This window comes from Actinoplanes sp. NPDC023714 (assembly GCF_040639855.1).
In the GTDB taxonomy this organism is placed as follows: domain Bacteria; phylum Actinomycetota; class Actinomycetes; order Mycobacteriales; family Micromonosporaceae; genus Actinoplanes.
On the sequence record NZ_JBFAAR010000003.1, the window covers coordinates 814,186 to 834,712 of the forward strand.

General features: G+C 71.5%; 24 protein-coding genes. 16 read left to right on the forward strand and 8 right to left on the reverse strand.

The window, feature by feature from the left end; translation table 11 throughout:
- Positions 1-61: 61 nt before the first annotated feature.
- From AB0G10_RS19090 to AB0G10_RS19120, 7 genes are all read left to right on the forward strand, one after another.
- Positions 62-811, forward strand: a complete 750-nt coding sequence (locus AB0G10_RS19090) for a winged helix-turn-helix domain-containing protein (RefSeq protein WP_360922892.1) — start codon at positions 62-64, stop codon at positions 809-811.
- 57 nt (positions 812-868) lie between these two features.
- On the forward strand, positions 869-1,267 hold the full coding sequence (locus tag AB0G10_RS19095; RefSeq protein ID WP_360922894.1) for a hypothetical protein: 399 nt from the start codon (positions 869-871) through the stop codon (positions 1,265-1,267).
- A complete protein-coding gene (locus AB0G10_RS19100; protein WP_360922897.1) occupies positions 1,264-1,458 on the forward strand; it encodes a helix-turn-helix transcriptional regulator in 195 nt (64 codons plus the stop codon). The genes AB0G10_RS19095 and AB0G10_RS19100 overlap by 4 nt, the downstream gene beginning before the upstream one ends.
- 108 nt (positions 1,459-1,566) lie before the next feature.
- Entirely contained in the window at positions 1,567-1,956 is a 390-nt protein-coding gene (locus AB0G10_RS19105; protein WP_360922900.1) for a hypothetical protein, read from the forward strand.
- 99 nt (positions 1,957-2,055) lie between these two features.
- The gene (locus tag AB0G10_RS19110) at positions 2,056-2,616 is read left to right on the forward strand and encodes a sigma-70 family RNA polymerase sigma factor (RefSeq protein WP_360923074.1); all 561 of its coding nucleotides are present in this window, start codon (positions 2,056-2,058) and stop codon (positions 2,614-2,616) included.
- Positions 2,613-3,173: a hypothetical protein gene (locus AB0G10_RS19115; RefSeq protein ID WP_360922903.1), complete on the forward strand. Its 561-nt coding sequence runs from the start codon at positions 2,613-2,615 to the stop codon at positions 3,171-3,173. The genes AB0G10_RS19110 and AB0G10_RS19115 overlap by 4 nt, the downstream gene beginning before the upstream one ends.
- Before the next feature lie 67 nt (positions 3,174-3,240).
- Complete coding sequence (locus AB0G10_RS19120) at positions 3,241-3,696, forward strand: SRPBCC family protein (RefSeq protein ID WP_360922906.1); 456 nt, start codon at positions 3,241-3,243, stop codon at positions 3,694-3,696.
- An 8-nt stretch (positions 3,697-3,704) separates the two neighbouring features.
- On the opposite strand, the gene AB0G10_RS19125 is transcribed toward AB0G10_RS19120, so the two are convergent.
- Positions 3,705-4,655: a hypothetical protein gene (locus AB0G10_RS19125; RefSeq protein WP_360922909.1), complete on the reverse strand. Its 951-nt coding sequence runs from the start codon at positions 4,653-4,655 to the stop codon at positions 3,705-3,707.
- Between the two features lie 144 nt (positions 4,656-4,799).
- On the opposite strand from AB0G10_RS19125, the gene AB0G10_RS19130 reads away from it, so the two are divergent.
- The 5 genes from AB0G10_RS19130 to AB0G10_RS19150 are packed head-to-tail and all read left to right on the forward strand — an operon-like array spanning position 4,800 to position 10,438.
- The gene (locus AB0G10_RS19130) at positions 4,800-5,831 is read left to right on the forward strand and encodes a LacI family DNA-binding transcriptional regulator (protein WP_360922912.1); all 1,032 of its coding nucleotides are present in this window, start codon (positions 4,800-4,802) and stop codon (positions 5,829-5,831) included.
- Positions 5,824-7,428, forward strand: coding sequence for an FAD-dependent oxidoreductase (locus tag AB0G10_RS19135; RefSeq protein ID WP_360922914.1), 1,605 nt, complete (start codon positions 5,824-5,826; stop codon positions 7,426-7,428). Before AB0G10_RS19130 ends, AB0G10_RS19135 begins: the two co-directional genes overlap by 8 nt.
- Before the next feature lie 13 nt (positions 7,429-7,441).
- The gene (locus tag AB0G10_RS19140; protein WP_360922917.1) at positions 7,442-8,686 is read left to right on the forward strand and encodes a sugar ABC transporter substrate-binding protein; all 1,245 of its coding nucleotides are present in this window, start codon (positions 7,442-7,444) and stop codon (positions 8,684-8,686) included.
- Positions 8,683-9,624, forward strand: coding sequence for a sugar ABC transporter permease (locus AB0G10_RS19145; protein ID WP_360922920.1), 942 nt, complete (start codon positions 8,683-8,685; stop codon positions 9,622-9,624). The genes AB0G10_RS19140 and AB0G10_RS19145 overlap by 4 nt, the downstream gene beginning before the upstream one ends.
- A complete protein-coding gene (locus tag AB0G10_RS19150; protein ID WP_360922923.1) occupies positions 9,614-10,438 on the forward strand; it encodes a carbohydrate ABC transporter permease in 825 nt (274 codons plus the stop codon). Before AB0G10_RS19145 ends, AB0G10_RS19150 begins: the two co-directional genes overlap by 11 nt.
- Here AB0G10_RS19150 and AB0G10_RS19155 read toward each other — a convergent pair.
- Positions 10,428-11,300 (reverse strand): pyridoxamine 5'-phosphate oxidase family protein, encoded by an 873-nt coding sequence (locus tag AB0G10_RS19155; protein WP_360922926.1) that lies wholly within the window; start codon positions 11,298-11,300, stop codon positions 10,428-10,430. The genes AB0G10_RS19150 and AB0G10_RS19155 overlap by 11 nt on opposite strands.
- Entirely contained in the window at positions 11,287-11,733 is a 447-nt protein-coding gene (locus tag AB0G10_RS19160; protein ID WP_360922929.1) for a VOC family protein, read from the reverse strand. Before AB0G10_RS19160 ends, AB0G10_RS19155 begins: the two co-directional genes overlap by 14 nt.
- A gap of 135 nt (positions 11,734-11,868) precedes the next feature.
- Here AB0G10_RS19160 and AB0G10_RS19165 point away from each other — a divergent pair, with 135 nt between their 5' ends.
- The gene (locus tag AB0G10_RS19165; RefSeq protein ID WP_360922932.1) at positions 11,869-12,414 is read left to right on the forward strand and encodes a CGNR zinc finger domain-containing protein; all 546 of its coding nucleotides are present in this window, start codon (positions 11,869-11,871) and stop codon (positions 12,412-12,414) included.
- Between the two features lie 54 nt (positions 12,415-12,468).
- On the opposite strand, the gene AB0G10_RS19170 is transcribed toward AB0G10_RS19165, so the two are convergent.
- Both AB0G10_RS19170 and AB0G10_RS19175 read right to left on the reverse strand, forming a co-directional pair.
- A complete protein-coding gene (locus AB0G10_RS19170) occupies positions 12,469-12,729 on the reverse strand; it encodes a hypothetical protein (RefSeq protein WP_360922935.1) in 261 nt (86 codons plus the stop codon).
- 46 nt (positions 12,730-12,775) lie between these two features.
- A complete protein-coding gene (locus AB0G10_RS19175) occupies positions 12,776-13,741 on the reverse strand; it encodes a WYL domain-containing protein (RefSeq protein WP_360922938.1) in 966 nt (321 codons plus the stop codon).
- Between the two features lie 54 nt (positions 13,742-13,795).
- On the opposite strand from AB0G10_RS19175, the gene AB0G10_RS19180 reads away from it, so the two are divergent.
- Positions 13,796-14,197, forward strand: a complete 402-nt coding sequence (locus AB0G10_RS19180; protein WP_360922941.1) for a RidA family protein — start codon at positions 13,796-13,798, stop codon at positions 14,195-14,197.
- Positions 14,198-14,251: 54 nt separating this feature from the next.
- On the opposite strand, the gene AB0G10_RS19185 is transcribed toward AB0G10_RS19180, so the two are convergent.
- Positions 14,252-14,740: a hypothetical protein gene (locus AB0G10_RS19185; protein WP_360922944.1), complete on the reverse strand. Its 489-nt coding sequence runs from the start codon at positions 14,738-14,740 to the stop codon at positions 14,252-14,254.
- Between the two features lie 174 nt (positions 14,741-14,914).
- On the reverse strand, positions 14,915-15,763 hold the full coding sequence (locus AB0G10_RS19190) for a LysR family transcriptional regulator (protein ID WP_360922947.1): 849 nt from the start codon (positions 15,761-15,763) through the stop codon (positions 14,915-14,917).
- A gap of 102 nt (positions 15,764-15,865) precedes the next feature.
- Between AB0G10_RS19190 and AB0G10_RS19195 the strand changes: the two genes are divergently transcribed.
- A complete protein-coding gene (locus AB0G10_RS19195; RefSeq protein WP_360923077.1) occupies positions 15,866-16,597 on the forward strand; it encodes an SDR family oxidoreductase in 732 nt (243 codons plus the stop codon).
- An 88-nt stretch (positions 16,598-16,685) separates the two neighbouring features.
- Positions 16,686-18,044, forward strand: coding sequence for a hypothetical protein (locus AB0G10_RS19200; RefSeq protein WP_360922949.1), 1,359 nt, complete (start codon positions 16,686-16,688; stop codon positions 18,042-18,044).
- Between the two features lie 14 nt (positions 18,045-18,058).
- Here the strand turns inward: AB0G10_RS19200 and AB0G10_RS19205 are convergent, their stop codons facing one another.
- Positions 18,059-20,368, reverse strand: coding sequence for a pyruvate dehydrogenase (locus AB0G10_RS19205; RefSeq protein ID WP_360922952.1), 2,310 nt, complete (start codon positions 20,366-20,368; stop codon positions 18,059-18,061).
- Between the last annotated feature and the right edge of the window lie 159 nt (positions 20,369-20,527).

Consider the following 20,527-nt stretch of genomic DNA (forward strand, 5'->3'; position numbering starts at 1 on the left):
GTGACGGTAGGGGCGGGACTGTTCGGTGAGTGCCGAACCGTGCGGCGCCTATCGTCGGATCGTGGGATCTGCTGAAGGGCTCGCCGCGTTCGCCGGGCTGCTCGCCGACCGGACGCGGGCGGCCATCTGCCTGGCGCTCCTCGACGGGCGGGCGTGGACCGCCGGTGAGCTGGCCGCGCACGCCGGGGTGGCGCGCCCGACCGCCACCGGGCACCTCCACCGCCTGATCGCCGGCGGGTTGCTGACCGAGGTGCGGCAGGGGCGGCACCGCTACGTCCGGCTCGCCGGGCCGGCCGTGGCGCAGCTCCTCGAGGACATGGCGGGTGCGTTTCCCGGGACCGACATGGCGGGAGCGCTTCCGGGAACCGGGGTGGCGGGTGCGCTTCCGGGAACCGGGGTGGCGCCCCGGGGATTGAAGGCGATCACCGCTGCGGAGGCCCTGCGGCGCGGCCGGACCTGCTACGACCATCTGGCCGGGCGGCTCGGGGTGGCGGTGACCGACGCGATGACCGCGCGCGGGCTGCTCGACCAGGCCGGCGGCTTCGCGTTGACCGCGGCCGGCCGTGCGTGGTTCGCCGGGACGCTCGGGGTGGACGGGGCTTCCCTCGTACACGGAAGGCGCTCCTCGGTCCGGGGTTGCCTGGATTGGACCGAGCGCCGTCCCCACCTCGCGGGCGTGGCGGGCGCGCGGCTGTGCGAGCAGCTGTTCGTGCGGGAGTGGCTGACGCGGATCGGGACGGGGCGTGCGGTCCGGCTCACCGCGAGCGGGCGGACCGCCCTGCTCGATCTGCTCGATGTAAAGGAAGCTTGACACCGTGCCGACGCGGTCGCACCATGTCAAGTGTCCTTTACATGGAGGAGGGCAGTCATGCAGGTGGTCAGCGAACTCAAGGCAACGGGCCTCCTGGCGCTCGGGACGTTCGGCTGGACGGCGACGATCGCCCTGGCCCGGTTCGGTCCCGGGCTGCTCTGGGAGACGTCGAACCAGGTGGCGAGCTGGGGCGCGGTCGCCCTCAATGTCGTCGCCGGCTTCGGCTGGATCGTCACGTTCATCCGCTATCTGCGCGCCGTCGACGAGCTGGAGCGCAAGATCATGCTGGACGCCCTGGCGGTGACGCTCGGGGTGGCCTGGGTGGCCGGGTTCGCCTACGTCGTGGCGCACGCGGCCGACCTGGTCGCGAGCGAGCTCGACGTGGCGGCTCTCTCCGTACTCATGGCGGTGGTCTTCGTCGGAACCATCGGCGTCAGCAAATTCCGCTATCGATGAGGAACCACATCACCGCCCGCCGCGCCGAGCGTGGCTGGACCCAGGCCGACCTGGCCCGGCGCGCCGGCGTCTCACGGCAGACGATCAACGCGATCGAGACCGGCAAGTTCGATCCGAGCCTGCCGCTCGCGTTCCGGCTCGCGAAGCTCTTCGAGCAGCGGATCGAGGAGTTGTTCCTCGACGAGTGCTGACCGCGGCCTTGCCGATGTGGCGCGGGTCACAACTCGATCGCCAACCTTTTCCGGTTCGGCGCGTCCCTCCAGGCGACAGTTGTCCGACTGACAGTGCTGGAGCTTGAGATGCGCAGATCCACCCGGGCCCTCGCGGTCGCCGCCGGAGCCGTGGCCGTCGTCGCCGTCGGCGGGGTGTCCGCCATGGCCGCCTTCGCCGACGACGCGGCTCCGGCTCCGTCCCCGGTGGTCGCTTCCTCGGAGGCGGCCGCCGATCCGGCTCCCACCACGGTCGAGGAGGAGGCTTCGCCCGTTCCTGCGGAGACGGCTGCGGCTTCCCCCGTTCCTGCGGAGACGGCCGCGGCTTCGCCCGTTCCTGCGGAGACGGCCGCGCCCGTGCCCGCGGAGGCCGAGGTGACTCCACCTTCGGACGCCGGGCCGACCCGGTCGGCGACGGCGGCGCCGGTCCCGGCCGAGAGCGTCGCACCGACGCCCACTGCCGCGTCGTCGCCGCGATGACCCACTAGTCGAGGGTGGTCGGCTCTTCGGGGAGGCCGACCGCTCCCTCGCGCCACCCGGTTCGACCGCCCTCCTGAGAGGTCCTCACCTTTGATCTTCGTGCTGCCGATGCCGACGTCGCTGCTGCGGTGGTGGCGAGGTGCGTCCGCGAGCCCGGTCGCGGCGGCCGTGAGCGCGGCGCCCGCCATCGACGAGCTCTACCGGGAGCGGCGGCTGCCATTGGTACGGCTGGCCGTGCTCATGGTCGACGACCTGCCCACCGCCGAGGACATCGTCCAGGACGTCTTCACCCGGCTGTACCGCCGGCACGGCACGGCCCTCACCGCCGTCGCCGACCCGAACGCGTACCTGGTCTCGTCCGTCATGAACGCGGCCCGGTCGGCGCTGCGCCGGCGCCGGATCGCCCGGGCCTACCTGCCGCCGCGTCCGGACCCGGCGCCGGCCGCCGAGGACGAGGCCCTGCTCGGCACCGGCGACCGTGAGGTGATCCGGGCGCTGGGCCGGCTCACCGCACGCCAGCGCCAGGTGATCGTGCTGCGGTACTGGTCCGGCCTCTCCGAGCAGGAGATCGCCGGCACGCTGCGGATCACCACCGGAACCGTGAAGTCGACAGCGCACCGCGCCCTGACGCTGCTACGCGCCCAGCTGGGGGAGAGATGACCGAAACCGATCTGGAGCGGCGCCTGCGCGGGGCGTTGTCGGCCCGAGCCACCGCCGTCACGTCCCACCACCTGCGCCCGGACCCGGCGCCGTCCCAGGCGGCCGCATCGCGGACCGCCGCCTCTCGCGGCACGCCCGGCCTTCGCCGATCCGCGGGCCGATGGTGGCTGCCGCTGACCGCCGGGCTGGCTGCCGCCGCGGTGTCGATCACGGCGTTCGCGGTGCTCAGGCCCACGGAACCGGCGCCGGCCCCGCCCGCCTCGCCGGCGTCGCCCACGCAGCCGGCCGTGCCGTCCCCGACCGTTCCGCCCAGCGAGACGCCGGCACCGATCCCGACCGCCTCGATACCCGCGCCCGCCGAGACCGTCGGGCCCAGCGACAACGCGAGGCCCGCCGAGACCACCGCCGCCGGCAGCGCCAGGCCCGCCGGGACCATCGGTCCCACCGACAACGCCAGGCCCGCCGAGACCGCCGGTCCCACGAACGACATTCACGAAGACAAGGCCGAGACCGAGGCGGCAACGACCGGGACGGCGGCCGAGCCCACCCCGGGCTGAGAGCGCCGGCCCCGGACGGCGGATATCGTGGACCTCGTCCTGAACAGCCGGCCCCGGGAGCCCGTCGATGGCCCGTTTCACCGTCACCCGTGACGTGGCGGCTTCCGCCGCCGACGCCTGGGCCGTCCTGGTCGACTGGCCGCGGCACGGCGACTGGGTGCCGCTGACCACGGTACGCACGCTCACCCCGCGTCCCGACGGCGTCGGCGCCCGGTTCGTGGCCCGGACCGGCGTCGGGCCGCTGGGATTCGACGACCCGATGACGGTGACCGTCTGGGAGCCGCCGCAGGGTGACCGTCCCGGCCGGTGCGAGGTGGTGAAGTCGGGGCGGGTCGTGCTCGGCAGCGCGCTGTTCACGGTGATCCCGCTCGGCGCCGCCCGCTGCCGGGTGGCGTGGACCGAGGACGTGACGGTCCTGAGCAGGCACGCCGACCCGGTGGTGGGGTTCGCCGGCCGCTTCGCCTTCGCCGCCACCCTGCGGGCCTTCGCCAAGGACGCCGAACGGGCGGCCACGCGCAGATAGGGAACCGATCAGACCGCCCGGGCGATGCAGATCCTCGCGTTCAGCCGCGCCCCCGCCTCGTAGAACATGTACGACACCCCGCCGTCGGTCCCGAACGACGGCGCCGCCACCCGCCCGTTGTCCGAGGCGATCGGCGAGTGGAACACCCCGAGGTGGACCTCGCGGTCGAAGGCGTTGCCCACCTCGGTGATCCGCATCCGGCCGTCGTTGCCGTGGTAGGCCACGTACGTCGTGCCGTTGCGCTCCACCACGTGCGGCCCGGAGATGTCGGTGAGGCCGTCCGGTTCCGGGTTGACCAGGGCGGTCTGCGCGAACGTCCACTGGTCCCAGCCGTTCGGCGACCACCCGTGGTAGATCCGCCGCCGGCCGCCGAGGACGCCCATGTAGACCATCACGTAGCGCCCACCGTGGGCGAACACGCGGGCGTAGGAGGTCTCGGTCAGGCCGGGCACGAGCCGCGTACTCAGGATGGGTGTCTCGTCGCGGAAGGTGAGGCCGTCGGATGACCGGGCGACGCGCGTCGTGGTGTTCTCGCCGTGGTAGTAGAGGTAGAACTGGCGGGCCGACGGGATCCAGGTGACGTGCGGCGACGACACGTGCGAGACCGTCGTGCTCGGCAGCACGTTGTCGATGATCGGGTTGCCGGCGGACGAGGTGAACGGCCCGGCCAGCGAGTCCGCCCAGGCCACGCAGATCCCGCCGGGTTTCTCGTGCGGCGCGTAGTAGAGGTAGTACCGCCCGCGGGCCCCGCTGATCTTGTCGTAGACGCCGCGGATGCACGGGAAGATGAACTCGCCGGTCGGGTTGTAGGCGAGCGGCATCCGCAGCGCGTCGCGCAGATAGGTGTAGGCCGGCATGCCCGCCGGACCGGCCGCGCGGGCCGCCGCGGGAACGCCGAACAGGCCTGCGGCGCCGCCCGCGAGCGCGCCGCCGATCAAGGTGCGTCGATTCAGGGTCACGGGTCGAAGTTTCGTCATCGTTAACAACGCCGGTCAAGATGCTAATACCTATTACCGCTGGAGATTCCTTGACGGGCGTCGAACCGGTGCCCGACGATCTCCCCAGTTTGTTAATGCGTATTACCGGCGTAACAGAGGGGACCGGTGACCGTGCCTTCCACGAACCGGCGGGTGACGCAGCAGGACATCGCCCGGATGACCGGGGTCAGCCAGACCACCGTCTCGTTCGTGCTGAACGAGCGGGACGACACCGACATCAGGATCGCCCCGGAGACCCGGGAGCGGGTGCTCGCCGCGATCCGCAGGACCGGCTACGTGGCCGACCCGATCGCCCGCCGGCTGGCCGCCCGGCGCAACCGGTTCCTGGGCGTCTTCACCTACGAGCCGGTGTTCCCGGCCGGGCTCGGCGACTTCTACCACCCGTTCCTCGTCGGCATCGAGGAGTGCGCCGAGAGCATCGGCTGCGACCTGCTGCTGTTCACCAGCGCGCCGGTCGTGGACGGCCGGCGGCGCATCTTCCACCAGGACAACCGGCTGCGGCTCGCCGACGGCTGCGTCCTGCTGGGCCGCTGGCTCGACCCGGCCGAGCTCGCCCGGCTGCTCGCCGAGGGGCAGCCGTTCGTGAGCGTGGGCCGGCGCGACGACGCGGGCGGGCCGGTGCCCTATGTGGGCGCCGACTATCCGGCGGCCACCGCGGCCCAGGTACGCCGGGCCGCCGGCCTCGGACACCGGCGGATCGCCTACGTCGGCGAGGGGGCGGGCGCCGAATCGCACGCCGACCGGCTCCGCGGGTTCACGGCCGCGGTCGAGGAGGCCGGGATCACCGGGACGCACGTGCGGTTCACCGACGCCGCGACCGTGCTCGATCAACTATTGGAACAGGGGGTGACGGCGATTTTCGTCGAGGAGTTCGCGGACGGGGCGGTCCTGGCGGGGGAGGCCGGGAGCAGGGCTTTGAACGTACCCGAAGATCTGTCTTTTGTGGCTCTGGGCGATCCCACCCGGCCGGCCAGCACGGACCTGGAGTTCAGCGGGTTCCGGATCCCGCGCCGGGAGATGGGGTGGCAGGCCGTGGAGGTGCTCTCGGCCCTGCTGGACGGGACCGGTGGCGAGACGCAGCGGCTGCTGCCGTGCGAGCCGGTGACCGGGGCGACGCTGGCGGTGGCCCGTGCCTGAGAGGGAGATGCGCGCCGACGTCCTCGTGATCGGCGGCGGGCTCGGGGGAGTGGCGGCCGCGCTGGCGGCGCTGCGGGCCGGGCGGACCGTGCTGCTGACCGAGGAGTATCAGTGGCTCGGCGGGCAGCTGACCAGCCAGGCGGTGCCGCCGGACGAGCACAGCTGGGTCGAGCGGTTCGGTGTCACGGCGAGTTACCGGGCGCTGCGCGACGGCATCCGTGACTACTACCGGTCGCACTATCCGCTCACCGACCGGGCCCGCCGCACCCGCGACCTCAATCCCGGTGCCGGCCACGTGAGCAGGCTCTGTCACGAGCCGCGCGTGGCGGTCGCGGTGATCGAGCAGATGCTGGCGCCCTACCGGGGCTCCGGCCGGCTCACCGTGCTGCAACCGGCGGTCCCGGTGGCGGCGCACACCGACGGTGACCGGGTCACCGCCGTGACCGTCTCCTTCGAGGGCGGGCCGGTGGTGCTCACGGCGCCCTTCGTGCTGGACGCCACCGAGACCGGCGACCTGCTGCCGATGACCGGAACCGAGTACGTCACCGGCGCCGAGTCGCGGACCGAGACCGGTGAGCCGCACGCTCCCGCGGTCGCCGATCCGGCGAACATGCAGGCGCTGTCGGTGTGCTTCGCGATCGACCACGTCGACGGGAACCACGTCATCGACCGGCCCGCGTCCTACGACTTCTGGCGGGCCTACGAACCCCCGTTCTGGGGCGCGCCGATGCTCTCCTGGCAGACCCCGAACCCCCGTACGCTGCAGATCTCGACCCGGTCGTTCACCCCGAACCCGGACGACGACCCGTGGCTCGTCGACGCCGACCAGCGGGTCAACCCGGGCGACGGCAACCTGTGGACGTTCCGCCGGATCGCCGCGCGCCGCAACTTCACCGGCGGTCTCTACCCGAGCGACGTCTGCCTGGTGAACTGGCCGATGATCGATTACTTCGAGCATCCGTACGTGGACGCGCCCGACCCGGCCGCCGTCGAGCGCGCCGCCCGCGAGCTGTCGTTCTCGGTGCTCTACTGGCTGCAGACCGAGGCGCCGCGCCCGGACGGCGGCACCGGCTGGCCCGGGCTGCGGCTGCGCGGCGACGTCACCGGCAGCCCGGACGGCCTGGCCATGGCGCCGTACGTCCGCGAGTCGCGCCGGATCCGCGCCGAGTACACCGTCGTCGAGCAGGACCTGTCCCTCGAGATCCGCGGGGACAAGGGCGCCGCCTCGTACCCGGACTCGGTCGGCGTCGGCATGTACCGGATCGACCTGCACCCCTCCACCGGCGGCGACAACTACATCGACGTGGCGTCCTGCCCGTTCGAGATCCCGCTCGGCGCGCTCATCCCGCAGCGGATGGAGAACCTGCTGCCGGCCGGCAAGAACATCGGCACCACGCACATCACGAACGGCTCGTACCGGCTGCACCCGGTCGAGTGGAACGCCGGGGAGGTGGCCGGGGCGCTCGCCGCCTTCTGCCTCGACCGGGCGGTCTCCGCGCGGGCCGTGCGCAACACCCCCGCCCTCCTGACCGAGTTCCAGAGCCGTCTGATCGCGGACGGCGTGGAGCTGCGCTGGCCCGACATCAGCGGATATTAGAGAGGTTTCACCGATGCGACGCTTTTATGCCCTTATATCGGTTGGTGCCCTGCTCGGCGCCCTGTCGGCCTGCGGTGGCGGCGGCGAGTCCGAGGCCGGCGGCCCGATCACTCTACGGATGACGACCTGGTCGGCGAACCCGGCCCACGTCGAGCTTTTCGACGCCATCGCCGCCGACTACAAGGCGACGCACCCCGACGTGACCGTCAGCTTCGAGGCCCTGCCGCTGGAGAGCTACACGACCACCGTCACCACCCAGATCGCCGGCGGGAACCCGCCCGACATCGCGTGGATCCTCGAGGGAGCGGCGCCCGACTTCGTCTCGTCCGGCGCGCTCGTCCCGCTCGACGACAGCATCGAGGACACGGCGGACCTCGCGCCGGCCGCGACCGCGCTGTGGAAGCAGGACGGCAAGCTGATGGGCTACCCGTTCTCCACCTCGCCGTTCGGCGTCTTCGTCAACACCGATCTGCTGAAGCAGGCCGGCCAGGAGCTGCCGTCCGGGACCGGGTGGACCTGGGACTCCGCGGTCGCCGTGGCCGGCGCCACCGCCGCGAAGACCGGCAAGCAGGGCCTGGTGATCCGCGACTTCGACTACAAGGACTGGACCAACCTGGCTACCGTCTTCCGCGGCTGGGGCGCCGAGGCGTGGAGCGCCGACGGTAAGACCTGCGGGTTCGACCAGAAGCCGATGACCGATGCCATGACGTTCCTGCACCGGGCGATCTTCACGGAGAAGGCGCTGCCGGCGCCCGGCGTGGCCGCCGACTTCTTCGCCGGCGAGTCGGCCATGACGATCGCGCAGATCTCCCGGGCGTCGCTGCTGAAGGAGGCGAAGTTCGGCTGGACGCTGGTGCCGCTGCCGGCCGGGCCCGCCGGGTCCTACTCGGTGATCGGGCAGGGCGGCCTCGGCGTCCTGAAGAAGAGCGAGCACGCCGAGGCGGCCGCCGACTTCGTCGCGTTCTTCACGAGCCCGGCCAACTCGGCGAAGCTCGCCGCGTTCTTCCCGCCGCCGCGGCAGTCCCAGCTCACCGCCGAGACGCTGGCGAAGGCGAACCCGTTGCTCAAGCCGGATCAGCTGCAGGACGTCGTGATCGACGGCATCGCGAACGGCGTGGTGAAGCCGAGCCACACCGGCAGCGCCGAGATCAACCAGGCGGTGCGCTCGTCGCTCGACCCGCTGTGGAAGGCGGACGCCGACGTGACCGGCGTGCTCGGCGGCGTCTGCGCGGCGATCCAGCCGCTGCTGGCCAAATGACGATGCTCCAGGACCGGGCCGTGCGCAAGCCGGCCCGGCCCGTTCCCGCCCCGTCGTTCTGGACCATGCGCCGGCGCGACAACCTGACCGGCTACCTGTTCATCACGCCGGCCCTGTTCGGCGCGGCCGCGTTCGTCTTCCTGCCGCTCGTGCTCGTCGTCTGGTACAGCCTGCACGAGTGGAACGTGCTCGCCGGCACCTTCGACTTCGCCGGCGCCGAGAACTACCGGAAACTGGCCGACGACCCGAATGTGCCGTCGGTCCTGAGGGCGACCGGGCTTTTCTCGGCGGGTCTCGTCGTACTCAATCTGGGTCTTGCTCTGGTCCTTGCGGTTCTTCTCAACCAGAAACTGCGGGGTACGACGTTCTTCCGGGTGCTGTTCTTCTCGCCGGTCGTCGTGTCGCTGCTCGCCTGGACCATCGTCTGGGGTTTCCTGCTGCAGGAGAACGGCGGCATCAACGGCCTGCTGTCCACTCTCGGCATCGACGGTCCCAATTGGCTTCGCTCCGGCGGAACCGCGATGGCATCGGTCGTCATCGTCCAGGTCTTCAAGAACGTCGGCCTCAACATGGTGCTTTTCCTCGCCGCGCTCCAGGGTGTTCCGCAGGAGCTCTACGAGGCGGCCCGGACCGACGGCGCCGGCCCCTGGACCGTTTTCCGCCGCATCACCCTGCCTCTGATCAGCCCCACCATCCTGCTCACGTCGATCATCACGGTGGTCGGGTCGCTGCAGGTCTTCGCGCAGATCAGCGTCCTGACGCAGGGCGGGCCGGGCACCTCCACGACCGTGCTCGTCTATTACCTCTACCAGCAGGCGTTCCAATTCCACGCGTTCGGTTACGGCTCCACCCTTTCCGTCCTGCTCTTCCTCATCGTCCTGGCGCTGACCGTTCTCCAATGGCAGATGCGCAAGAGGTGGGTCTTCCATGAGAATTAAGACAAAGCTTTTTCTGTACGCCGTGCTGCTCGTGCTGTGCGTGCCCTTCGTCTTCCCGACCTGGTGGATGATCACCAGTTCCTTCAAGCCGAACGCGGAGATATTCTCGTCCTCGTTGTGGCCGCGGGAATGGACGATCGAACCGTGGCGTCAGGTGTTCGCCATGCAGCCGTTCGCCCAGCAGTACTTCAACAGCGCCTACATCGCCGTCGTCGTCACCATCGGCACGCTCGTGGTGGCGGCGATGGCCGGGTACGCCTTCGCCCGGATCCGTTTCCCCGGCCAGAATCTGCTCTTCCTGGTCGTGCTCACCGGTCTGCTGATTCCGAGCGAAGTGACGATCGTGCCGCTCTTCCGCATCTTCAACGGACTCGGCATGGTCGACACGCACTGGCCGCTCATCCTGGTCCCGATGCTGGGCCCGCCGAGCGTGCTCGCCACCTTCATCATGCGGCAGTTCTTCATCACGCTGCCCGGCGAACTGGAGGAGGCCGCCCGGATCGACGGCCTCGGCCGCCCGGCCATCTTCCGCCGGATCGCGCTGCCGCTGGCCCGGCCGGCGCTCGGGGCGGTCGCCATCTTCACGTTCCTGCACAGCTGGAACCTGTATCTGGAGCCGGTCGTCTACATCTCCTCGCAGGCGAAGTACACGCTGCCGCAGGCGCTGACCCAGTTCACCGACGCCTACCAGGGTCAACTGTGGAACGTGCAGCTCTCCGCCGCCTCGATGACGGCCATCCCGGTCCTGATCGTCTTCGTGATCGCCCAGCGGCAGTTCATCGAGGGGCTGGCGCACACCGGCCTCAAGGGTTGAATCGGGAGAACTCCGGGTCGGTCCAGCGCAGCGGGGAGGCGCCGTCGATCCGGATCACCCTCTCGATCGTGAAGTCGACGGCGCGCTCGGCGGCGTCCCAGTCGACCGCGGCGGTGCCGGTCAGGTGCAGCAGGGCGCCGGTCGACCAGTCCGGCAGCAGCAGGCCGGCCCGCGGGTTGACCTCCAGGTTGCCGAACGTGTTGAACATCGCGTTGCCGGGATAGTCGGGCCAGCGCAGGTGGGCCGGGCTCAGCGCGCGCAGGAAGCCCGGGTTGCCGCCGCGGTGCGAGGCGTCGGCGTTGCCCTCGGCGTCGGTGGTGGCGACGAAGAACGTGTCGGCCGCGGCGACGAAGTCCATCTCGTCCGCGGTCAGCCGGTCACCCCGCCGCGGGATGCCGGGGGTCGCGGGCTCGTATTCGGGGAGCCGCTTCTGGATGTACTTCGGGCAGTTGGCGTAGACCTGATCCATGTCGACGCGGAGGCCGCCGGGGATCGGGCGGGAAGTGCCGTTCATCCGTACGCGGCGGCGCGTGCCCGGCTCGATGCCGATCATCCCGACCCGCGCCGGACCGGCCAGGACGTCGTGCAGCGGGTCGCCGGCCGCCGGCGTGGCGGCCACCGTGATCGACGACGTGCCGGTGACCGCGAGGAAGCCGGGCTCGCCGGTCAGCATCGTGGCCCAGACGGCGCCGTCCCGGCCGGCCGCCCCGACGACCACCATCGGCTGCGCGGCCAGGAACGTGCGGGCCACCCGCGGGATCTCGGCGCCGAGCAGGGCGGCGACGTGGGCGGCCTCGCGGACGACGCCGGCCCGCTTCTGCGCGGCCAGCTCGCCGTGGTGGTAGCTCTCAGAAGAAGCCACAGGTCGGCGCCTCTCCGGCCGGTGCGGGCGCGCCCTCGGCGCCGGTCGCCGCGTACACCTCGAGGCGGACCCCGTCCGGGTCGGTGAAGAAGATGCCGCCGGACGCGGCGCCCTCGCTGTGCGCGACCACCCCGTCGTGGAGCAGGTTCGCGCCGAGGTCGCGCAGCACGGCCTCGGTCGCCCGCACGTCGTCGAGCGAGCCCACCTGGAACGCCAGGTGGTGCAGCCCGGCCGAGGCGGGGTCGTAGGCCGCCGCGCTCTGCTGCCACAGCGTCAGCACCAGGTCGCCGTCCCGGCCGAGGAAGGCCCAGCGGCGGCTCTCGTCCCGGCCCTCGGCGATCGTCTCGAACCCGAAGACCCGGCGGTAGAACGGCAGCGACCGATCGAGGTCGGTGACGCCGAGGCCGACGTGGCCGGTCGTGAACGTGCTCATGCGGATGCCTTCCGTTGGAGCTAACCAGTGAATCGAACTTTAGCGGTTAGTGTTCCTTGTGGCAACCGGTTAAAGCGCGTTAGCCGGTTAGGTGGCGGCCGTGGTGGAATGGATCAGGACGAAAGGGCACGACGGATGGACGTACACGCGGACCCCCGCCCCCTGGTCGGGGAGCCTCTGCCGCTGGACCTGGTGAACACCCGCTGGACCGGCGACGACGGCCCGCACGACCTGCTGGAGCTCCCCGGCGGCCTGGCGATCTGGCTCTCCTCGGCCGGCCTCGCGGCGGCCGCGCCGGGCACCCTCGACGCGCTCCTCGCCACCCGGGAGGCGCTGACCGAACTGCTCCAGCCGTCGCCGTCCGATCCGGAGCGGGCGCGCGAGCTGCTCAACGCGACCCTGCGCCACGGGCGGATCCGGCGACTGCTGGGGGAGGACGGCCCGGAGGACGTCGTCGAGACCGACACGCCCGGCTGGCTCGCCGCCTGGACGGCCGCCGACCACTACCTGCGCCTGCTCGCCGAGAACCCGGCCCGCATCCGCAAGTGCGCCAACCCGGTCTGCACGCTGCGCTTCTACGACGTCTCGAAGGCCGGCGCCCGGCGCTGGTGCTCGATGGCGACCTGCGGGAACCGGGCCAAGTCACGCAGCCACTACGCCCGCAACCACGCCGCCCGATGAACCCACCGAGGGATGGCGCCGCATCGAGGCCGACGCGATGATCCGCATCACTGATCAGGCGTCGGGGGCGGCGGTGGGGTCGTAAGGATCGCGGGCCGCCGGCATCGTGGCCATCGGGATGCCGCGGCGGGCGGCGATCCTGCGGCGCCGGCGCACCTGGGCGCTCGTGCGAGGGCGGTACTGCGGATAGCGCCCGCAGCCGCACGTCTCGAAACCGTCGTAACGCAGCCCCGCACCGAGCACCGCCGCCACGGCGGCCCACCCGGACCGGTCCCGGCGTCGCGGGGCGGCGAAGTCGTGGCCGGCGGGCAGCATCGGAGCGCGGCAGTGCCCGGCCGAGGTGACCACTACCGCGAGCGGTTCAACGGGGGAGTCGCCGGTAGCGGTCCGCCAGCGCTTCGGCCCTCCGGTGCAGGGCTTCGCGCAGGGAGGGCGGGGACAGCGCCTCCGCGTCCAGGCCGAGTTGCCACAACGCCCAGACCGCGTGCCTGAGGTCCTGGAACGTCACCTCCAGGCGCAGCCAGCCGGCCGCATCCGGCTCCGGATCCTCGGTTCGGGCCGCTATGGCCGTACCCAAAAGGTCCTCCCGCCTGGTCGGGGCGACCCTGACCATGACCGTGATGTGGTCGTCGGAGAGGAACTGCGCGCAGCGCTCCCGCCAGATCCGGTCGAGGTCGACGCTGCCGGGGCGCTGCGCGGGCTCCGGGAGTTCGGCGGCCTCGGCGATCCGGGAGAGGCGATAGGTGCGGTCCGAGCCGGCGCGCGTGGCGAGCAGATAACCCCGATCGCGGACGGTGACCAGGCCGATCGGATCCACCACACGCCACTGCGGACCCTGGCCCGTGGCGGCGTAGTGGATGCGCAGCCGGCGGCCGGCCACCACGGCGCGCCGCACCTCGGCCATCACCGCGGCGGAGACCTCCTCGGCCGTGGTCCGGCGGGAGAGCAGGTCGGTCTCCGGCTCGACGAGGAGGCGCTGAACCGCGTCGTCCGCCGTGGCCCGATGGCTCTCCGGGAGGGCGTCGACCACCTTGCGCAGCGCCGACGCCCGCGCCGACCCCAGGCCGAACGCCTCGCCGGTGGTCAGCAGCGCCAGGGTCTCCTCGTGGTTGAGGCCGGTCAGCTCGGTGCGGAAGCCGGGTAGCAGCGCGAAACCGCCGTGCCGCCCGCGTTCGGCGTAGACCGGGACGCCCGCGGCCGACAGCGCCTCGATGTCGCGCAGCACGGTCCGGGTGGAGACCTCCAGCGCGGCGGCGAGCGCCTCCGCCGTCATCCGGCCGCGGCGGCGCAGCAGTAGCACCAGCGAGACCAGACGATCAGCGCGCATGACCGGAAAAATACATGACAGGAGGTGTCGTGATTGGCCGCGAGGCTGATCGGCATGACAGTGGAACGCACAGCAGTCAACCCGTGGCCGTGGTCCGCGGAGTTGGGGTTCAACCAGGGTGAGCTGGTCGGCGGCCAGACCCGCACGCTCTACCTCTCCGGGCAGACGGCGATGGACGCGGACGGCAAGCCGCAGCACTTCGGCGACATGGAGGGCCAGTTGACGCTGGCGCTCGACAACCTGGAGGCGGTGCTCGCCGAGGCCGGCATGTCACTGGCGAACCTGGTACGCCTCAACGTCTACACCACCGACGTCGACGTCCTGTTCCCGCACTACGGGGTGCTGGCGTCGCGCCTCGCCAAGGCGGGGGTGGCGCCGGCGACCACGATGCTCGGCGTCGCGCGGCTCGCCATACCCGGCCAGATGATCGAGCTGGAGGGCACCGCGGTCTCCTGAAGAACGAGCGCAGCGCCCGGTGTTCCGGGCGCTGCGCTCCGGATCTTCAACCGATCACTGGAGCGCGCGACAAGGCTGCCCTGGAGCGATGTCGGGATTCTCCGCCGTCATGTCCAGGAGTGTTTCCTCGTCGCACTCCGGGCACTGCACGTCAGCCTCGCCATCGTTGAGGCGATCGAGTTCCTTGCCCCAGACCTCGTTCCCTTCCGAGCCGAGGATTGCTTGGAGCAGGTGGACGAAAGCGTGATCGTCGGAGGCCTCGGGTAGGCGATCTCCTGCGAGAGCCCGTAAGACTTCGATCTTTTCGGCGTAGGTCACACGGTCCGCGGCGGTGGCATCGGCGGTGATGAAGCCGGCCAGAATCAATGGCGTGTCCTGCTGGTCACCGGCGAAGTCGGCTGCGGTCGTCGCAAGCCAGGGCAGCAGAGCAGCGCTGTCGGGATCGCAGGTGCCCTGGTGGCAGGCCTGCCCCCAGATGGTTTCCCAAGCGGGGGAGGCGGAGTCGGTTGCCGCTGCTCGCAGGACCTCTGACGTGATGTGCACGCGGCGGAGCGTGGCACATTCCAAGGTTCGGCGCACCGATTTGGCAGGCTCCTGCCGCATCTCGAGCAAGTGACGGTCATCTGCCGGGACCGGGCGAGTGCCTGTGCCGAGGCGGCCAAGACCCTACCTGATCGAACGGATCGTCTATTTCTCGGCGCGACGAAGGAGCAGCTTTCACAGGCGGGTGGCGGCGCGCACCAGGCCGGCCACCGCCCGCGATCGGCTGTGCGAGGGCCAGGCGATCACGGTGGTCACTCGCGGGGCGTCGAGCAGGGGAACGGCCACGACGTCGTCCCGGAGCTGGGCCCGGACCGTCTCCGGCACCACCGTGAGGGCGCGGCCCAGGGCGATCAGCTGGAGGATCTGGGTGTGGTCGCGGACCTCCGGGCCCGGGCCGTCGGGATAGGTGCCGTCCCGGCGCGGCCAGCGCGGCATCGGCAGGTCGGGCAGGTTCTCGACGTCGGCCAGGGTCAGGCTCTCGCGGGTGGTCAGCGGATGCCCGGCCGGCAGGACCACGACCTGGCCCTCGGTGCTGAGCTCCTCGGTGTCGAATCCGGCGGCGCTGTCGAACGGGCGGTGCAGCAGCGCCACGTCGGCCCGGCCGTCGCGGAGGATCATCTCCTGTTCGCCGGGGCCGCACAGGAAGACCTCGACGGCCACCGCGTCCGGCTCGGCGGCGTAGGCGTGCAACAGCTTCGTGAGCAGTTCCACGGAGGCCCCGGCCTTGGTGGCGAGGACCACGCCGGGGCTGCCGGGTTCGGCGGAACCGGCCCGCCGGGTACGCCGTTCCGCGGCCTCGACGGCGTCCAGCGCGGCCCGGCCCTCGTCGAGCAGGACGGCCCCGGCCTCGGTCAGCGCCACCCGGTGGCTGTCCCGGTCGAACAGGGTCGTGCCGAGGCGCCGCTCCAGCTGCCGGATCGCGCGGGACAGCGGCGGCTGGGCCATGCCCAGCCGTTGCGCGGCCCGCCCGAAGTGCAGCTCCTCGGCCACGGCGAGGAAAAAGCGCAGCTCACGCGTCTCCATGCGGACGACGATACCCGCCGGGTATCGCACCGGATCGAGTCGGTGTTGCCCGCCCACGGCTGTCCGGCGAGGCTCGATTGCATGAACGACATGGGAAACCCCCTGAACGACATGCGAATCGCGCTGGTGACCGGCGCCAACAAGGGCATCGGGTACGAGATCGCGGCCGGGCTCGGCCGGCAGGGCTATCGGGTGGGCGTCGGCGCCCGGGATGAGCAACGCGGGGAGGACGCCGTAGCCAAGCTGCGCGCATCCGGCGTGGAGGCTTTCGTCGTACCCCTCGACGTCACCGACGACGAAAGCGTGACCACCGCCGCCGCGCTGATCGAGGACCGTTTCGGGCGGCTGGACGCGCTGGTGAACAACGCGGGCATCACCGGGGGCGTGCCGCAGAACCCGGCCGGCGTCGACCTCGGCATCATCCGCACGGTGGTGGAGACGAACGTGATCGGCGTCGTCCGGGTCACCAACGCGATGCTGCCGCTGCTGCGCCGCTCGCCGTCACCGCGGATCGTGAACATGTCGAGCAGCGTCGGCTCGCTGGCCCGGCAGTCCGGTCCCGGCAGCGCCACCACGACCGGTCCGATCGCGGTGGCCTACGCGCCGTCGAAGACCTTCCTCAACGCCGTGACCGTGCAGTACGCCCGCGAGCTCGACGGCACCGGCATCCTGATCAACGCGGCCTGCCCCGGGTACGTCGCGACCGACCTGAACGGTTTCCGCGGCGTGCGCACCCCGGAGCAGGGCGCGGCGACGGCGATCCGCCTCGCGACGCTGCCGGACGACGGGCCGACCGGCGGCTTCTTCGAGGACGACGGCGAAGTGCCCTGGTAGCCCGCCGGCGACCAACGTCGGCGTCCACTGACGACGGCCGGGAGTACGCTGCGTCCTCGTGACGGAACCGAGCGAGCACGTCGAAGGCATGCTGACCCGGCTCTTCCTCGAAGCGGCAACCGCGGTGACACGGCGTCTGGAATCGGCCGGGCTGCCGTTGACCGCGACAGAGGCTCGTGAGTACGTCGAGATCTTCCGCTCCGACAACGGGCAGGGCTGGTCCTACGGCGAGGAGGACCGCGACGTCAACATTCTGCGGTCATACGAACACGACCTCGATGCGGCCTGCCCTCTGCTTGACGATGCCGCACAGGCGCGACTGCGCGACTGTGCGGCTCGGATGGCTCAAGGCATGGACACGGCGCCGTTCGACGCGTTCCTGAGCCCGGGCCGGGATCTGCTGGCGGCCAGGAACGATCGCTTGCCCGACCAGGAGTTCGCGGACGATCCGGCGGAGTGGCTCGCCCGGCACGTTCTGACGGCGGCGCTCCGGGAGCACCTGGGCGCGTTGCCGAGCGTGGCTTCGGCCGGCCCGGCCGAGGCGGAGGCTTTCAGCACCGAGGTGCTGGAAGTTTCCTCCGCCGAGGCGCAGACGGGGGTGGTGCGCGTTTTCCTGGACGGGCTCGATCTCGCTGCTGACGAGTACACCGAGGGCGCTGTCACGCTCCGGCGCATCACGGCCGACGAGATGATCCCGTTTTTCCGAGGCTCCGGCTGGGACGAGGACGACCCACCGGAGACGGTTCTTCAGCTGCCCGTGACCTCTCCGCGCGGGCAGACGCCACAGCCGGCGAACGGGGCGGCACAGGCCCTCGTCACCGCTCTGCAGCTTCACGGATACCGCTGCGCCGGCCCGTCGGCCCGGCAGGACGCCGCGCCGTCCTGGGTCTCCGGGGGCTGGCAGCCGTTGTCCCTCATCGTGCCCGCCTACGACGACGGTTGGAGGACCCGGCATACGAAACACCACTGCATCGACGCCGAAGGCTTCCGCACCGTGGTCGCGACATCACGCCGGCTCGGCAGGCAGGACCTGATTCGGCCCCAGTCGTCCCGCGACCTGGCTCTGCATCGGTTCAGCCTGGGCCTGTCCCGCGATCATGACTCGAACGCCGACGCCATCCTGGACTTCACGATCGCCCTGGAAGCGCTGCTGCTGCCGTACGACGCGAACGCGCGCCGCGGCGACCTGAGCTATCGGTTTCGGATGCACGGCGCGCACTACCTGGCACCCGCGCCGGATGCCCGGCGTGACACCGCGAAGTCGTTGACCCGTATCTACGAGACGCGGAGCCGTCTCGTCCACGGCGGGAAGTACCCGGCCGAGGACGAGACGGCGGAGGTCCGCGACCACGCCTACGAGCTGGCTCGGCGAGGCCTGCTGCGAGCGGTCACCGAGGGCTTCCCGACGGCTGAGGCGTTCAACGGGATGGTGCTCGGTTCGAGCTGATCACGGCGCGTCCGCTAGCGCCCGATCAGGCCGAGCGCGGCGTCGACGACCGAGGCGGCGTCGATGCCGTGCAGGCGGTAGGCGTCGGCCAGGCTCGAGGACTGGCCGAATTCGGTCACGCCGAGGCAGCGGATCCGGTCGCCGCGGGCGCCCGCGAGGAAGGCGAGCGTGTGCGGGTGGCCGTCCATGACGGTGACCAGGGGCGTGGGACGGCCGGCCGGGAAGAGCTCGTCGACGATGGCGCCGCCCAGCCCGGCGTCCCGGCTGCCGCGCTGCTGGAACGAGCGGAACACCAGGTCGGGACTGGTCAGGCAGACGACCCCGGCGTTGACGCCGTGCGCGGCCAGCGACCGGGCGGCCGCCACCACCTCCGGCATGATCGCGCCGGCCCCGACCAGCGTGACGTGCTCGTCCTCCGGGCCGAACGGGACCGGCAGCCGGTAGCCACCCGCCACGGCCTGACGCCGGCGGCGCTCGCGCAGGGCCGGATCGTCGGGGACGGCGGCCAGGGCCGGGTCGATCGGGCGGGTCGACAGCCGGAAGTAGGCGGACGTCCCGCCCTCCACGCCGACCCGGCTCATCGCGTGCAGGAAACACCACTCCAGGTCCTGCGGGAACGCCGGCTCCCAGGCCACGCACCCCGGCTGTTCGAGGCCGATCGACGGGGTCGTGATGGACTGGTGGGCGCCGCCCTCCGGCGCGAGGGTGACCCCGGACGGCGTGCCGACCAGGATCGACTGCCCGCCCGCGTAGATGCCGTAGGACCAGGGTTCGAGCGCGCGGGAGACGAAGGGGTCGTAGAGGGTGGCGATCGGGATGAGCCGCTCGCCCCAGCGTGACCAGGTGGCGCCCAGCTCGCCGAGCAGGGAGACCAGGTTGACCTCGGCGATGCCCAGCTCGATGTGCCGGCCGTTGCTGTTCTCCTGCCAGCGCAGCACGCGTTCGGTGTCGTCGGCGAACCAGTCGCGCCGGTCCTGGACCGACCAGACGCCGGTCTTGTTGATCCAGCCGCCGAGGTTGGTGGAGGAGGCGACGTCGGGGGAGCAGGTGACCACGCGGGCCGCGGCGGCGGGGGCGTCGCGGGGGAGGTCGGCGAGGAGTCGCCCGAGCGCGGCCTGGGTGCTGATCGGCTTGCGGTAGGGGTGGCCGAGCTGCGCCGGAACCGGCAGCGGAGCCGTCGGCGTCACCGGCGTCCGGCGCAGCGCCCCGGCCCGCGCGGCACAGAGCTTCCCGGCGTCGGTGTCCGGCGCGAACCGCTGCCACGGATCGTCACGATCTATTCCCGAGGACAGGGCAAGAGCGTCCATCTGTACGGGGGAGAGCAGCGCCGAATGATTGTTCGGGTGACCCTCGGTCGGCAGGCCCCGGCCCTTCACGGTGTAGGCGAACACCACCGTCGGCCGGTCGTCGTCGACACCGCGGAACGTGTCGACGAGCAGTCCCAGATCGTGACCGCCGAGGTCGCGCACCGCGGCGGCCAGCTCGGCCGGGTCGATGTCGTCCAGCAGGGGTTTCAGGTCGGGCGCGCCGGCCAGGATCCGTTCGGCGGTCTGCGCGGGCGCCCGCAGCATCCGCTGGTACTCCTCGTTCGGCATCGCCTCGAGCCGCTCCCGCAGCGCCTCCCCGCCGGGCCGCTCGAACAGCCGCGAGATGATCCGCCCCCACTTGAGGACGACGACCTGCCAGCCGGCCGCCGCGAACATCCCCTGCAGCTTGGCGATCTGGATGTCCGGCACGACCCGGTCCAGCGACTGCCGGTTGAGGTCGACCACCCAGAGCAGCTCGCCCATCCTGGCGACGGCCGGGTCCATCACGGCCTCCCAGATGGCGCCCTCGTCGAGTTCGGCGTCGCCGAGCAGGCTGACGAACCGGCCGCCGGCGGGTGTGCCGGGGAACTGCGAGGCGAGGTAGCGGTGGGCCATCGCGGCCCAGAGCGCGGCCGTCGCGCCGATCCCGACCGAGCCGGTGGAGAAGTCGACGGTGTCCGGGTCCTTGAGCCGGGACGGGTACGACTGCAGGCCGCCCTTGGCCCGCAGCAGCGGAAGGTACGACTCGTCGAGGTCGCCGAGCAGGTAGTTGACGGCGTGCAGCACCGGTGAGGCGTGCGGCTTGACCGACACCCGGTCGGCGGCGGTGAGCTCGGCGAACCAGAGGGCGACCATGATGTCGACCATCGAGGCGCTGGAGGCCTGATGGCCGCCGACCTTCACGCCGGAGTCGTTGGGGCGGCCCGCGTTCGCGGCGTCGACGATCGAGGCCGACAGCCACAGCACCCGGCGGGCGATCTCGCGCAGGACCTCGATGTCCTTGGAGGGGTCGTTCATCGCCAGAGGGTAACCGCATCCCCGGGGTTCGGAGCCCGGCCCCTCACGGCTTGCCCGGTGTCGGCATTCATCACCACCCATCCGTATCGGACGCCGGCGCGAATTCCTGCCGAGAAGCGATACCGCCGGACATCTCGCCGGCGGGCCATCAACGGCACG